Origin of the sequence: Streptomyces sp. rh34 (assembly GCF_002551245.1) — a bacterium.
GTDB lineage: Bacteria > Actinomycetota > Actinomycetes > Streptomycetales > Streptomycetaceae > Streptomyces.
Map to the genome: position 1 here is coordinate 1 of NZ_NTGZ01000082.1, position 13295 is coordinate 13295.

General features: G+C 74.2%; 11 protein-coding genes. 7 read left to right on the forward strand and 4 right to left on the reverse strand.

The window, feature by feature from the left end:
* The coding region (locus CR470_RS39555) for a hypothetical protein (RefSeq protein ID WP_097868484.1) at positions 1-2538 on the forward strand (2538 nt) is incomplete at its 5' end.
* Positions 2539-2605: 67 nt separating this feature from the next.
* Here CR470_RS39555 and CR470_RS17240 read toward each other — a convergent pair.
* Entirely contained in the window at positions 2606-5821 is a 3216-nt protein-coding gene (locus tag CR470_RS17240) for a sacsin N-terminal ATP-binding-like domain-containing protein (RefSeq protein WP_097868485.1), read from the reverse strand.
* 394 nt (positions 5822-6215) lie between these two features.
* Complete coding sequence (locus tag CR470_RS17245; protein WP_179892283.1) at positions 6216-7091, reverse strand: DUF3027 domain-containing protein; 876 nt, start codon at positions 7089-7091, stop codon at positions 6216-6218.
* A 474-nt stretch (positions 7092-7565) separates the two neighbouring features.
* On the opposite strand from CR470_RS17245, the gene CR470_RS17250 reads away from it, so the two are divergent.
* From CR470_RS17250 to CR470_RS17270, 5 genes are read left to right on the forward strand one after another with little or no spacing between them, the layout of a single operon-like run.
* A complete protein-coding gene (locus tag CR470_RS17250) occupies positions 7566-9002 on the forward strand; it encodes an MFS transporter (RefSeq protein ID WP_097868487.1) in 1437 nt (478 codons plus the stop codon).
* A gap of 27 nt (positions 9003-9029) precedes the next feature.
* Positions 9030-9506, forward strand: a complete 477-nt coding sequence (locus tag CR470_RS17255; RefSeq protein WP_097868488.1) for a DUF2771 domain-containing protein — start codon at positions 9030-9032, stop codon at positions 9504-9506.
* 52 nt (positions 9507-9558) lie between these two features.
* Entirely contained in the window at positions 9559-10254 is a 696-nt protein-coding gene (locus tag CR470_RS17260; RefSeq protein ID WP_097868489.1) for a futalosine hydrolase, read from the forward strand.
* Positions 10244-11104 (forward strand): 1,4-dihydroxy-6-naphthoate synthase, encoded by an 861-nt coding sequence (locus tag CR470_RS17265; protein WP_097868490.1) that lies wholly within the window; start codon positions 10244-10246, stop codon positions 11102-11104. The genes CR470_RS17260 and CR470_RS17265 overlap by 11 nt, the downstream gene beginning before the upstream one ends.
* 38 nt (positions 11105-11142) lie before the next feature.
* A complete protein-coding gene (locus CR470_RS17270) occupies positions 11143-11763 on the forward strand; it encodes a hypothetical protein (protein WP_097868491.1) in 621 nt (206 codons plus the stop codon).
* 44 nt (positions 11764-11807) lie between these two features.
* Here CR470_RS17270 and CR470_RS41150 read toward each other — a convergent pair whose 3' ends face one another.
* Positions 11808-12191, reverse strand: a complete 384-nt coding sequence (locus CR470_RS41150; RefSeq protein ID WP_015610403.1) for a cold-shock protein — start codon at positions 12189-12191, stop codon at positions 11808-11810.
* Between the two features lie 177 nt (positions 12192-12368).
* Here CR470_RS41150 and CR470_RS17280 point away from each other — a divergent pair, with 177 nt between their 5' ends.
* Positions 12369-12608, forward strand: a complete 240-nt coding sequence (locus CR470_RS17280; protein WP_097868492.1) for a hypothetical protein — start codon at positions 12369-12371, stop codon at positions 12606-12608.
* 12 nt (positions 12609-12620) lie between these two features.
* Here the strand turns inward: CR470_RS17280 and CR470_RS17285 are convergent, their stop codons facing one another.
* Entirely contained in the window at positions 12621-13292 is a 672-nt protein-coding gene (locus CR470_RS17285; protein WP_097868493.1) for an HAD family hydrolase, read from the reverse strand.
* Positions 13293-13295 lie beyond the last annotated feature (3 nt).

Sequence of the window (13295 nt, forward strand, 5' to 3'; positions counted from 1 at the left end):
GCCCTGCTGGGCCCCGGGGCGACGGCGGCCCCCGGCGCCCCGGCGCCGGAGGTGCCGCCGGCCGTCACCGCCACCATGCTCGCGGACGGCGAGCGGCTGGAAGTGCTGCCCAAAGAAGGCACCACGCAGCCGGGCTTCCGCATCGTGTCGCAGGACGGCGGCCCGGCCGGACGGTACGCCTACGCCCTCTCCGACGACGAACTGACCGTGCTGCCGACGGGCCGGACCGGCCGAACCACCCCGACCAGGACGGCCCTTGAGCCCCGGTCCGAGCAGACGAGAGGCCGGCCGGGCCCGGCGGCCGACGAGCCGGGCCGGATGGCAGGCCCCTCCTCGGCGCCACGCGGCGGCATGGCCGGTTCCGCCGCGGCTGCCACGTACCCGGTGACCTTCTCGGTCGCCAACTCCCTTCAGGACAACAGCTCGATCATGCGGGTGTGGGACAGCACGACCTGGCAGCCGTACGACGTCGAGACGGAGCAGTTCGCCCTCAGGGGCACGGCGTCCCTGCCGCCCGGCAACTACTTCGCTCTGACGGTGTACGGCGGCTACGACCGGCCCAACTACCTGCTCGCCAAGTCCTTCAAGGTGACATCGGCCGCGGTCAAGGTCGTCTTCGATCAGGCGGGCGCCAAGGAGACGGGCATCCGGACGGACGACGCGAGCGTGACGCGTACGACCGCCGCCGTCTCGGCGTCGCTGCCGAACGGGCAGAGCATCGGATACGCGGGCGGCGGGCGCAGCCGGGTCTTCGTCACCCCGTTCATCGCCTCGGGCAGCGCCCTGCGCATCCATGAGGTCCATGGCAGGAAGGGAGCGACCCCGCAGCGCCCCAGCCCGGTGCGGTACGACCTCTCCCACACCTTCGAGAGGGCCGTCCCGGCCGACCCGGTCGCCCAGGTCCGGCAAGCAGATCTGGCCGGGACCGAATTGACGGTGCGGGGCGGCGGCCAGTACCGCAGCGGCTTCCTGGAAACCGTCGCGAACACCCCGTACGGCGGTGGCGTCTACCTGTCGGCCCCCGTGCCGGTGGCAGGCTTCCTCACCGAGTACGTCACCCCCGGCCAGGCCTTCTCCCGGATCGCCGGATACGGGACCCACACCTTCGAACTCCCGGACCGCACCCTGCAGAAGGGTGTCCACCGAGGGGAGACCGTCGGCCGGGCGCCCTACGCTCCGACCGGCGGGGAGAAGTACGCCGCCTCCCGCCTCCGCGACGATCTCGTCCTGTACGGCCCGTTCTCGGTCAGTGACAGCGACGGTGTCTTCGGGCGCGACAGCGGGGCCACCCAGTCCTACCGGTTGAGCGCGGGCGGGGAAACGGTCACCGAAGTGACCGGAAAGCCGGCCCAGAGTCCGGTGTCCCTGAAGCTGCCGCCCGGCGAGGGGGCGTACGAGCTGGTCCGCACGGTGACCAGGGACGGCGAGACGCCCTTCTCCCGGCTCTCGGACAAGCTGATCAGCGAGTGGAGCTTCACCTCCGGAACGACGACGACCCGGACCGACCTGGGACTGCCCGACATCGGTTTCCGGGTCAGCGGGCTCGGACTGCGCAACGAGACCGGCCCCATGCCCTCCCGGGTCGTCGCCACCGTGAACGCTCCGGACGGCACCCCCAGGCTCCGGGGCCTGGAGTTCTCGGTCGACGGCGGGACGACCTGGACGCCGATCCCCTTCGAGGGCACCTCGGCCACCGCGGAGGGCGAAGTGCCCGTCCCGCAGAACACGCGGTACGTCTCGCTCCGCGCCACCGGCTCCGACGAGCGGACCGGCACCACCGTCCGCCAGACGGTGTCCCGCGCGTTCGCGGGCCCGGCGGGAGTGACCCTGCCCCCGGAGACAGCCGGTGGAACGGCTGTCTCCAACGTCACCGTGAACGGGAACAAGCCGCTCGTCCTGGACGGACTCGCCTACGGGTCGTCGGCGATGTTCCCCGTGCGGTTCACCGCCACGGACCCCTCCGGCATCGCCGGCGGCTCCTTCGTCCTGTACCAGGGCACCTACAACCAGCCCGACGCCGTTCTCACCGGCGGCAGGGCCCACTGCCTGCCGGTGGACGCGACCACCTCCACCTGCTCCGGCCAGGTCTCCCTGGCCCCGCACACGGAGCTCGGCGACAACACGGTGGCCGGCGTGTGGAAGGTCGCCGTTGCCGCACGCGCAGGCGACGGACGGGGCGTGGCCGACCAGCAGGAGGCCGGGGCGTTCCGGATGATGCGCAAGGCGGTGCTCGCCGCCGCCGACGCCACACCCGAGCCGGTCACTGCGGGCGGCGACCTCACCGTCACCAGCAGGCTCACCGCGAGCGACTGGACGGACGACGGCTACGCCGCCTACGCGGGTCAGCCGGTCACCCTCCAGTTCCGCCAGACCGGTACGACGGCCTGGTCGGACGTCCGGACCGTCACCAGCGGTGCCGACGGGTCCGTCACGACGACGCTCAGGGCGTGGAAGAACGGTGACTGGCGCTGGGCCTTCGCCGCGGTCCCCGCCGCCACGGCGGCCTCCTCGGCAGCGGACTACGTCGAGGTGAAGTGACCCCCACCGGACGGTGACGTGAGGGCGGCTGCCGCCCTCACGTCACCCGGCTGCCGTTCCCGGCCGGTCAGTCGAACCAGCGGTCCCGGGCCAGCTCCTTCGTCCGGGACGGGTCCTCCAGCAGGGCCGCGACCTCGAAGCGGCGGGGCCACTGACCCGCCGCCCAGGCCAGGCCGGCCGCCACGCCCTCCAGGGTCGCGGCGTGGACGACCCCGTCCGGGGTGCGGCGCCAGTCCAGTTCGACGCCGCCCGCGCGGAGTTCGGGGTGCTCGACGTACGTGTCCGGGGTGCCGGATCCGAGCAGGACGCGGACCGGCTCCGGTACGCGGTGTTCCTCGCCCTCGCTCGTCACGCCGGCCTCGATCGTCTCGCCGAGCCGTCGCACCTGGAGCAGCTCGGCCAGTTCGGCGGCGCGGGACGGGGCGACCGGCAGGAGGGGCAGGCCCTCCGTCAGGGGCAGCACGTCGGGGGCGTCCGCGATCACGGCGTCCGCCGCGTCGACCACCGCCACGTCCCCGTCCACCACCGCGCGCAGCTCGTCCGGCAACGTCACCCGGTCCGGGTCCAGTTCGGCGAGGGCCGTGTAGAGCGCGTGCAGTTGTACGGGGGTGACGGGGCGGTCCTCGTCGGCGAGCCGGCCCAGCAGTTCGGCCGCGCCGCCCGGCTCGTCCAGGAGGGCCGCGACCGAGGTGCGCACCCCGAGGGCCCGCAGCACCTGGGCGTCGTCGAAGCCGGTCGCGTCCACCGCGTCGTACAGCCCGGCCAGCCGGGGGTCGCCGCCGGCCGCGCGCAGTCCGGCCGGGCGGCGGCCGTCCAGCACCGGGTGGTCCCGCAGCCACCACGCGGTGTACGGGCGCACGGACTGCGTCGTCCCGTCCGGGAGCAGCACCCGCACCGGCTGCGTCAGCGCGTCGCGCAGCGGCGGCTGCGCCAGCATCGCGAGCGCCTGCGGCCAGGCGTCGTCGTCGACCAGGTCCAGATCCCGTACGGCCACGATCTCGGTGGCGACGGGCGGCACGGGGGTCTCCGGCAGCTGGTCGAGGAGGTCCTCGCACCAGACGTCCACCGCGTCCAGCAGCCCGGCGTCGTCGGGTTCGGCGAAGTCGCTGTCGCGGGGCTCCAGTTCGTCCGGGTCGAGGACGACGTCGGTGGCCCGGACGAGGGCGAAGGTGGCGAGCACTCCGCAGGCGGTGAGGGGACCTTCACCCCAGCGGTCGGCCAACTCCTGGTCGGTGAGGGCGAGTTCTCCCGCGCGCATGATCTGCGCGAACGCGCTCCCGGGAAGGACGAGTTCACCTGCCGGGGCCGGTTCGCCGTCCTCGTCGGGGAGAGCGAGCGCGCCGAGCCAGGGCTCGTCGCCGGGGGCCAGCTCGGCGTCCCGGACGAGGGCGAGCACGGTCTCGGCCAGCTCGTCGCCGTCGAGCGCGTCCTCGTCCCAGATCTCCCCCGCGTCCAGCGAACCGGCGACGGCCGCCCGGACTTGAGGGGTCCTCAGCACGGCACGCGGTGTGGCGGGCAGCGCCCCGAGCTTCTCCAGCAGCGGGTGCGCGGCGTCCGGGTGGGCGACCTTGAGACCGAGGCGGGAGAGCCGGGCGAGGACGGGGCCCGTGAGCGCGTCCGGAAGCGGCAGCAGGACCTGGCGCGGTCCGATCGTGGTGCGCGGCGGGCGGCCCGCCCGCTCGGCGTCCGGATCACCGGCGAGCGGGACCGGGAGGCCGGTGAGCCGGTCCGGGTCGGTGCCCGCGAGGCTGTCGTAGAGCCGGTGCCACCAGGCGGGGTCGCGCTCCAGACCGGCGAGGCGGTCGATGGCCTCGGTCAGGGGGACGCGGGCGACGCCGAGGGTGCGGAGCTCGGTGCGCCGCTCCAGGCCGGCGGGCAGCAGACAGGGCAGCACCTCGGCGAGGACCCGTACGGTTTCGGCCCCGACGCCCTCGACGACCTCGGCCTCCACGGGCCGCAGGGCGCCGGTGGCGGGGGCGTCGGTGGCGACGTCGCGGTCCTCGCGGTCCCAGTCGTCCGCCCAGCTCTGCTCGGCCTCGGGGTCCCGGGGCGCGGCGGGCTCCAGGAACGCGACCCGGGGCAGCCGGGCCAGGATCGCACCGCGCAGCGCCCCGTCGACACCTCCCTTGCCCAGCGGCCCCGGCACCAGGTCGATGGTCCCGGTCGACACGGGCCGCCAGGAGCCCAGCAGCTCCGCGTACGCGTCGGCCGCCCGCTCCACCAGGAAGTCGGTCAGCGGCCCCGGCGCGGGGTGCCTGCGGGCGGTGTCCAGCGGGAGGGAGGCGATGAGCAGGGCGGGGATGCCGAGCGGTTCGTCGGTGGGCGTCGGGGCGTGCACGACGGGTGCGGTACGGGGGTGGAGCGGGGCGCCCGTCTCGTCGACCGGGACCGCCCAGGTCACCGACCAGTGCGGGCGCAGCCGCTCCTCCACCGGGCGGTCGGCGAGCAGGGCGGGCTCGATGGGCCCGTGGTGGAGAACGGTGCGCCAGCGGCCCAGGCCGCGCGCGGAGTCGTCGATGTGCGTGTACGGGCCGTGGGCCGAACGGCTCAGGGTCCTCGTCCCGTCCGGGGTCTCGATGACGACCTCGTCCAGGCCGGGCAGCGTGAGCAGCAGCGCGTCGTCCACGGCGGCCAGCAGCCGGGCCACCAGGTCCTCGGCGGTGCCGTCGCGCAGCGGCAGCACGACGACGGTGTCGTACCCGTCGGGCGCGGAGCCCTCGGCGGGCAGCGGCAGGCGCAGCAGCGGTACGTGTCCGTCGCGGCGGCGCAGCTCGTCCCCGAGGCCGGGGCTGCCGACAGCCGCCTCCCGGGCCAGCTCGCGCGCCTCGGCCAGGGACCAGCGCACACCGCCGTGGAGGCCGAGCACGGCGGGCTCGTCGCTGACCGCGAGGACGGCGGCGAACCCGACGCCGAAACGGCCGACGGAGGACTCGTGGCCCTCGCGCTTGGCGGAGGCCCGCAGGGTGCTCAGGGACTCCACACCGGTGGCGTCGAGCGGCGCGCCGGTGTTCGCGGCGGCCAGCACGCAGCGGTCGTCCGGGTCGCCGGGGGCCGCGGGGTGCAGGGTGAGGCGGAGCCTGCCGGGAACGCGGGCGCGGGCGGCGGCGTCGGCGGCGTTCTGGGCCAGCTCGACGACGAGGCGGTCGCGGTAGCCGCCGAGCGCGAGGTCCTCCTCGGCGTTGGCGTCCTCCCGGAACCGGGCGGGCCCGGCCCCCCACGCGTCGAGCACGCCGCGCCGCAGCCGTGCCGTCCCGAACGGATCGGCCCCCTCGGTCGCCTTCATGCTCACGCTCTCGACTCCGTCCGCTGGGTGGGTGGGCGCGTATGCCTGTGCGGCCCAGTGTGCGCCCGAAGGTACCGCGCGCGCCGCCTCCGCCGTACCGCCAAGCCCGGCCGTCCCGGCCCGCCCGGCACCCTCTCGGTGACCGGCAAGCCCGGCATTCCCAGCCCGTCCGGCGTTTGAGGACGGAACCGTCGATGCGGTGTCGCGAACCACCGCGGGGCCCTGCGCGCCGGGCACCTGTTCTGGAAGCCGCCCGCCCGGACAAGGGTTCCGTCCTCAAACGCCGGACGGGCTGGAACGTGCCGGACGGGCTGGAAAAGGTGCCGGACGGGCGGGAGAGGCATCCCGCGATTCCCGGGCACCGCAAGCCCGGACCCCTCAGCGGGCAGGAGCGTCAGGAGTGGCCCAGGTCCTCCGACGCCCCGTCCGCCTCGTCCGGCACGGAGCCCCCGTCCCGCTCCGGCCGCAGCGAATACGTGTCCACCCGCATCGTGTCCATCGCGTGCGGCGCCGGCTTCGGCGGCACCGGCATCACCGCCGCCTCCGAGTGCCCGCCGCAGCCGTACGCCAGCGACACCACATGCCCGTCCGCCGGGCCGAACTCGTTCGCGCACACCCCGAAGGCCTGCTTCAGGGAGCCCGCCATCGGGATCAGGAACGCGCAGCTGACGCACGTCGCCGGGGCCGCCTGGGCCATCGGCGTCTTCGGGCCGAACGCCTCGTCCCAGCGGTCGGCCGCCGCGTACAGCCCGTACCGGGACAGCACCCGCGCCCGGCGCGTACCGAGCTCGTCCGCGACCGCGGCGATGGACCCGCGGGTGGTGGAGGCCACCGGCCGGTCCGTCAGCTCGGCGTCCTCGGAGTCGACCAGCTGCGCCAGCTCCTCGGAGACCACGGAGTTCGGCGGCGGCTCGTCCTCGCCGGTCCAGCCGGGCTCCAGCCGCAGGTCCTCCGCCTCGGTGGGCAGCAGGTCGCCGGGGCCCATGTCGCCGGGGCGCAGCCGCTCGCTCCACGGCACCCACTCCGGCGCCAGGAGCGCGTCGTCCCCCGGCAGCAGCACCGTCTCGTCCAGGGTGACGTTCTTCGCGCGGGAGGCCCGCGCCACCGTCACCGCCCAGCGCCAGCCCCGGTACCCGGGCTCCTTGGCCTCGAAGTAGTGCGTGACGACCCGGTCTCCCTCGGAGACCAGGCCGATGTGCTCACCGATCACACCGGGCGCGGCGGCCTCCTCCGCGGCCGCACGCGCGAGATCCACCGCCTCGGCACACAGGCGGTCGGGAACGGGGGTCCGGGCCGTACGGCTTCGCGTCGTCGTCGCAGCACTCACAGGTCTTCGCTTCTCTCCATACGCCAGTCTCACGAGCGCGCCAGCTGCTGCACGATTGCCGTTTCGGCCAGACAAGTGCGGGCGGAGCGGACCTGGGGGCCGCGTCGACGTCCACACCCGTTGTGCCTGCCTCGGGCGCGCCTTCTGCCACCCATTCTGCGGGATCGCCGAGAGGCGCGCGGCCAAGAACAACCGCCGGTGGCGCGTTACGCACGCTACCCTCTCCGCCGCTCCGCGCCCACCTGCCCGTCCCAAACGTGCCGTATCCGTTCCCGCCCGGGTGACCGCCGACGCCGGTCGGACGGGGGTGGCGGCGGGGCCCCGGACGGTTCCGGCGCGCTCGCCCGACAGGGCGTCACACGCGAGTCCGCGGCCGATCACCGTTCATACCGGCCAGGGTTGGGGCACTATGACGGGGTGACTGCCGCCAGGTCGCACGACGGTCCCGGCCCGCTCCGCAGGGCGGGACGGGCGACGGGTCATGCCCTGCGCGCCCCGTTCACCGGCACGGCGCGCGGAATCCGCAAGGCGACGCACGCCCACGGCGCGGGGGAATCCGGCCTCGGGAAACTGATCGAACTGCACGCGGTGAACGGCGCGGGCGACGTCATGATCACGGTCGCCCTCGCCTCCACGGTCTTCTTCTCGGTGCCCACGGACGAGGCGCGGGGCAGGGTGGCCCTCTACCTCGCCATCACCATGGCCCCCTTCACCCTCCTCGCCCCGGTGATCGGCCCGCTCCTGGACCGGCTGCCGCACGGCCGCCGCGCCGCGATGGCGGGCGCGATGCTGGCCCGTGCGCTGCTGGCGATCACCATGTCGGGCGCGGTCGCCACGGGAGGCCTGGAGCTGTATCCGGCCGCGCTGGGCGTCCTGGTCTCCTCGAAGGCGTACGGCGTGGTGCGCAGCGCGGTCGTGCCACGCCTGCTGCCACCCAAGTTTTCCCTGGTGAAGGCCAATTCCCGAGTCACCCTGGCCGGGCTGCTGGCCACCGGGGTGGCGGCCCCGATCGGGGCCGGCCTCCAGACCATCGGCTCGCCCTGGCCGCTCTACGGCGCCTGCGCGATCTTCGTCGCGGGCACCTTCCTCGCCTTCACCCTGCCGCCCAAGGTCGACTCCGCGAAGGGCGAGCGCCGGGCGCGGCTGATCGTGCCGCACCACGAGGAGGCCGTGCCGCCGCCCGCCCCCGGCAAGGGCAGCACCCGGGCGGGCCTCCGCAGGCGCGGCAACGGGGAGAAGCCGGCCAGGGAGCGGCCGCCGGGTCTGCGGTCCGTCGGCGGGTCGGTCCTGCACGGGCTCCAGGCCAACGCCGCGCACCGGGCCCTCTCCGGCTTCCTCATCTTCTTCCTGGCGTTCCTGCTGCGCGAGCACCCGCTGGCCGGGCAGAGCGCGGCCGTCTCGCTCGGCATCGTCGGCGTGGCGGCGGGGGTCGGCAACGCCTGCGGCACGGCGGTCGGCTCCTGGCTCCGGGCACGCGGCCCCGAGGTCATCATCGCGACGGTGCTGGGGCTCGCGCTGAGCGTGGCGGTCCTGGCCGCGGTCTTCTTCTCCACCGTGCTGGTCGCCGCGCTCGGCGCGGTCGCCGGGTTCACCCAGGCCCTGTCCAAGCTGTCGCTCGACGCGATGATCCAGCGGGACGTGCCCGAGGAGGTCCGCACCTCCGCGTTCGCCCGGTCCGAGACGTTGCTCCAGATGGCGTGGGTGGTCGGCGGCGGCATCGGCATCGCCCTGCCGCTCAACGCGGTGCTCGGGATGTCGGTCGCCGCGGGCATTCTCGCGCTCGGCGCGGCCACGTCCGTACGGGGCCTCCTGGGCACCGCGCGGCGCGGCACGCCGCACCCCCGCGCGGCATGAGCGGAGGCGACCGATAGCCTTCGGCCCATGACCGTTGCGTTCTTCTCCGGTAAGGGCCGTCGAATCGGCGTCGCTCTTGGTGCCGTGTCCGCGGGACTCCTTGTCCTGTCCGCCTGCGACAAGCCGACGCCGCTCGCCACCGTGACGGTCGGCAGCGACTCGGTGAACAGCGAGGCCGCCTGCTACAACGACGGCGATGCGATCAAGGAGTCCCTGATCCAGGGCTGCCTGAACAAGAAGGCCGAGAAGACCATCAAGGTCTCCATGGACGACAAGGTCCGCTTCGGCGTCGACCCCGAGATCGCCGAGAACGGCTGGACGCTCTTCATCAACGGCCAGCAGGCCGAGCAGGAGCCGTACGAGAAGACCTACCGGACGATCCCCGGCAGCGCCTTCTTCGCCAGCCAGACGGGCAAGCCGTCCGAGAAGACGAACATCTCCATCGTGGAGACCAAGGGCAAGAAGCTCACGGGTATCTGGCAGTTCGAGCTCAAGAAGGACTGACCCGCCCGACCAGGAGTGCCCCTCCCCCGTCCTCGACCCTGAGGCTGTACCCGTGCGTGTGCTGGTCGTGACCGCTGTCCCCGTGGAACGGGACGCGGTCACGCGTGCGTTCGGGGGCACGCCGGAGACCGTGGCGCTGCCGGGGGGCGAGCTGCACCGCGCCGGTGCGTTCGACGTCCTGGCCGGCGGTGCGGGCCCGGCCGCCGCCGCCGCGGCCACCGCCTTCGCCCTGGCGTCGGCGTCCACGCCGTACGGGCTCGTCGTCTCCGCCGGGATCGGCGGGGCGTTCACCCCGCTGACGCCGCTCGGCTCGCTGGTCGTGGCGAGCGCCATCGTGGCCGCCGACCTGGGCGCCGACACCCCCGGCGGTTTCCTGCCGGTCACCGCGCTCGGCTTCGGCCGGGACCGCTTCACTCCGCCGCCCGCGCTCGTACGGCGGGTGGCGGCCGCCGCGGGAGCCGCCGCGGGGCCCGTTCTCACCGTCTCCACCGTGACCGGCACCGCCGAGCGCGCCGGCGACCTGCTCGCCGCGAACCCGGGGGCGCTGGCCGAGGCGATGGAGGGCTTCGGGGTCGCGGAGGCCGCCGCCCGGGCCGACGTGCCCGTCACGGAGCTGCGGGCCGTGTCGAACGCCGTGGGCCCCCGTGACCGGGACGCCTGGCGCATCGGCGACGCGCTGGCGGCGCTCACGGACGCGTTCGGGAAGAGCGCACGCGTACTGGAAGGTTGGAACCGGCATGACCACTGAAGCGACCCCGGACCCGATCGAGATCGCGTTCTCCCCCTGCCCCAACGACACCTTCGTCTTCGACGCCTGGGTGCACGGCAGGGTCCCCGGCGCGCCCGCGCCCGCCGTGACCTTCGCCGACATCGACGTCACCAACGGCATGGCCGAGCGCGGCGAGCTGGACGTCCTGAAGGTGTCCTACGCCGTGCTGCCGTGGGTGCTCGACGACTACGCGCTGCTACCGTGCGGCGGGGCGCTGGGCCGGGGCTGCGGTCCGCTGGTCCTCACCAAGGAGCTGGGCCTCGACCTGACCGGCCGGACCGTAGCCGTGCCGAGCGAGCGCTCGACGGCGTACCTGCTGTTCCGGCTCTGGGCGGCGGAGATGGTGCCGGGCGGCGTCGGCGAGGTCCTGGTGATGCCGTTCGACGAGATCATGCCCGCCGTACGGGACGGCAAGGTCGACGCCGGCCTGGTCATCCACGAGGCCCGCTTCACGTACCGGAACTTCGGTCTGCACAACCTCGCCGACATGGGCCGGCACTGGGAGGACACCACGGGGCTCCCGATCCCCCTCGGCGCGATCATCGCCAAGCGCTCCCTCGGCGAGGAGACCCTGCGACGCCTGGCCGACACGATCCGCAGCTCGGTCCGGCTGGCCTGGGACCACCCGGAGGTCTCCCGGCCCTACGTCCTGGAGCACGCCCAGGAGATGGACCCGGCCGTAGCGGACCAGCACATCGGGCTGTACGTGAACGAGTTCACCGCCGACCTCGGCGAGGACGGCTACGCGGCGATCCGCGGCCTGCTGACCCGCGCGGCGGCCGAGGGACTCGTACCCCCGCTGGGGCCGGACGCGCTGGCGTTTCCCTGACCGGCCGGGCGGACCGGCCGGTCCGGAAGGACACTCACGTGCACACGCCGACCGCGTCGACCGCCTCGTTCACCCTGGCGTTCTGGAAGGAAGGCCGCACCCACGAGCGGCGGGCGGGCTACCGGGGCACGGCGGCGGAGTTCGGCGAGATCGTCCTCACCGCCCCGCTGCCCCGGAAGCACACCCCGGACAGCGTGGTCTCCGAGGTGCGCGGCCCGTCGATTCCCACCGCGGTGTTCGAGACCCGCGGCATCCACACCGAGGCCGCCGACCTGCCGACGCTCAACCGCTCGGTGCTCCGGGTCGGCGACGCCCTGGTGCACCTGCGCCGCAACCGCTTCGGCCCGACCCGCCGGGCCCGTGCTCTGCGTTTCCGGTACGGCGGCGACCACTACCGGCTGCGGGCGGTGAACCGGAAGCGGTTCGTCCTGACCCGGCGGGCCGATGACGAGGACCCCGGCGTCTCCCTCACGGCGAAGCTGTCCGGGCTCGGCGGCAGCAGGAAACTGGTGGTGCGGACGACGGGCCGGGCCGTGGCGGCGGACATCGCGCTCGTCACCCTCTTCGCCGGTGTCGACCGCGCGCCGCTGACCCGCTCGGGCGCTGTGCGCGCGGCCCTGGGACGGTCCACCCGGCTCTTCGCGGAGAGCCAGGCCTGACCCCCGCAGGAGCCGCGCCCCGGCGAGGATCACGGGACCGGCCCTTACACGTCGAGCTGGTCGGCGACCGCCCTCAGCAGGCCCGCGATCTTCGCGCCGGAGGCCTTGTCGGGGTAGCGGCCCCGCTCCAGCTGCGGCGTGATGTTCTCCAGGACCGTCGTCAGGTCCTGCACGATCGACGCGAGCTCGTCCGGCTTGCGGCGCTGCGCGGCCGCTACGGACGGGGTGGGGTCGAGGACCACCACGGAAAGGGCCTGGTCGCCGCGCTGGCCCGCGACCACGCCGAATTCCACGCGCTGGCCGGGCTTGAGGGCGTCGACTCCGGCAGGGAGAACCGACGAGTGGACGAAGACGTCGCCGCCGTCGTCGCGGGAGAGAAAGCCGAAGCCCTTCTCACTGTTGAACCACTTGACCTTGCCGGTGGGCACGTCTGTCCTCGTCCTCGTACTCGTCGGTGTGCGGAAGAGCCGGTCTCCCAGGGAAAACGGCTCCGGATAGCAGTACAGCGGGTCACCGTGACCCGCCCGGTCCCAGGCTAATGGCCCTAGGGCCGGTGACAAGACGTCGCCGGAGAGTTCCTCCGGGCTGGGAACTACCCTGGTCGCGTGAGTACTACTCCTTCAGGCGCAGGTGACCGGCTTGTTCAGGTCGGCGCGATCGTCTTTTTCGTCGGCGCACTGGCCACTCTGGTCACGGTCGCCCCACTTTTCCTGGGCACGGACCCGTTCCCCCCGATCGCGTACGCGGTCTGCATGCTGATGGGCGTCGGGTTCCTGATCGCCGGGGCGGGCGTCGTGCGCTCGGCCTGGATCAACTCCCCGAAGCGGGCCGCGAACCGCGCCTGACACCCCGCCGCGTCACGCCACCCGGTCCGCCTCGAAGGCCGCCAGCCAGGCCGGGAAGCCCGTCAGGTCCTCCAGCACCACATCCGCGCCCGCCGTCCGCAGCTCCGCCGCGTCGCACGGGCCCGTCGTCACGGCGACCGACAGCGCTCCGGCCGCCCGGGCCCCGCGTACGTCCCCGGTGTGGTCGCCGACGTACACCTGCGCGCCGTGCTCGCGCAGCGCCTCGCCCTTGGCCTCCGCCCACAGCCGGCCGACCACCGTGTCCGGCTCGATGCCGAGGTGGGCCAGGTGCAGCTTCGCGTTCGGCTCGTACTTCGCCGTGACGACGATCGCCCGGCCGCCGAGCGCCCGCACCGCGGCCACCGACTCCCGCGCCCCGGCGAGGGCCGTGCTCGGGGCTATCGCGTGGTCGGGGTAGAGCTCCCGGTAGCGGTCCGCAGCGGCGGGCACCCGGTCGGCCGGCAACCAGTGCGCCAGTTCCGTCTCCAGCGGCGGCCCGATCCGGCTCACCACCAGGTCGACGTCGATCGGAACACCCGTCTCCGCGGACAGGGCCCGGTAGGCGGCGGCGATGCCGGGCCGGGAGTCGACGAGCGTCATGTCGAGGTCGAAGCCGACCGTCAGGGGGCGCTGAGGGGAGTGGTGGAGCGGGTGCCGGGGGGCGTTCTGATCCGTGGAAGCCATGCC

Coding starts and splice junctions, on each gene's coding strand:
- CR470_RS17240 (WP_097868485.1), bottom strand. CDS start 5,821: ATGAAGGCGACCGAGGGGGCCGATCCGTTCGGGACGGCACGGCTGCGG.
- CR470_RS17255 (WP_097868488.1), top strand. CDS start 9,030: ATGACCGTTGCGTTCTTCTCCGGTAAGGGCCGTCGAATCGGCGTCGCT.
- CR470_RS17265 (WP_097868490.1), top strand. CDS start 10,244: ATGACCACTGAAGCGACCCCGGACCCGATCGAGATCGCGTTCTCCCCC.
- CR470_RS17285 (WP_097868493.1), bottom strand. CDS start 13,292: ATGGCTTCCACGGATCAGAACGCCCCCCGGCACCCGCTCCACCACTCC.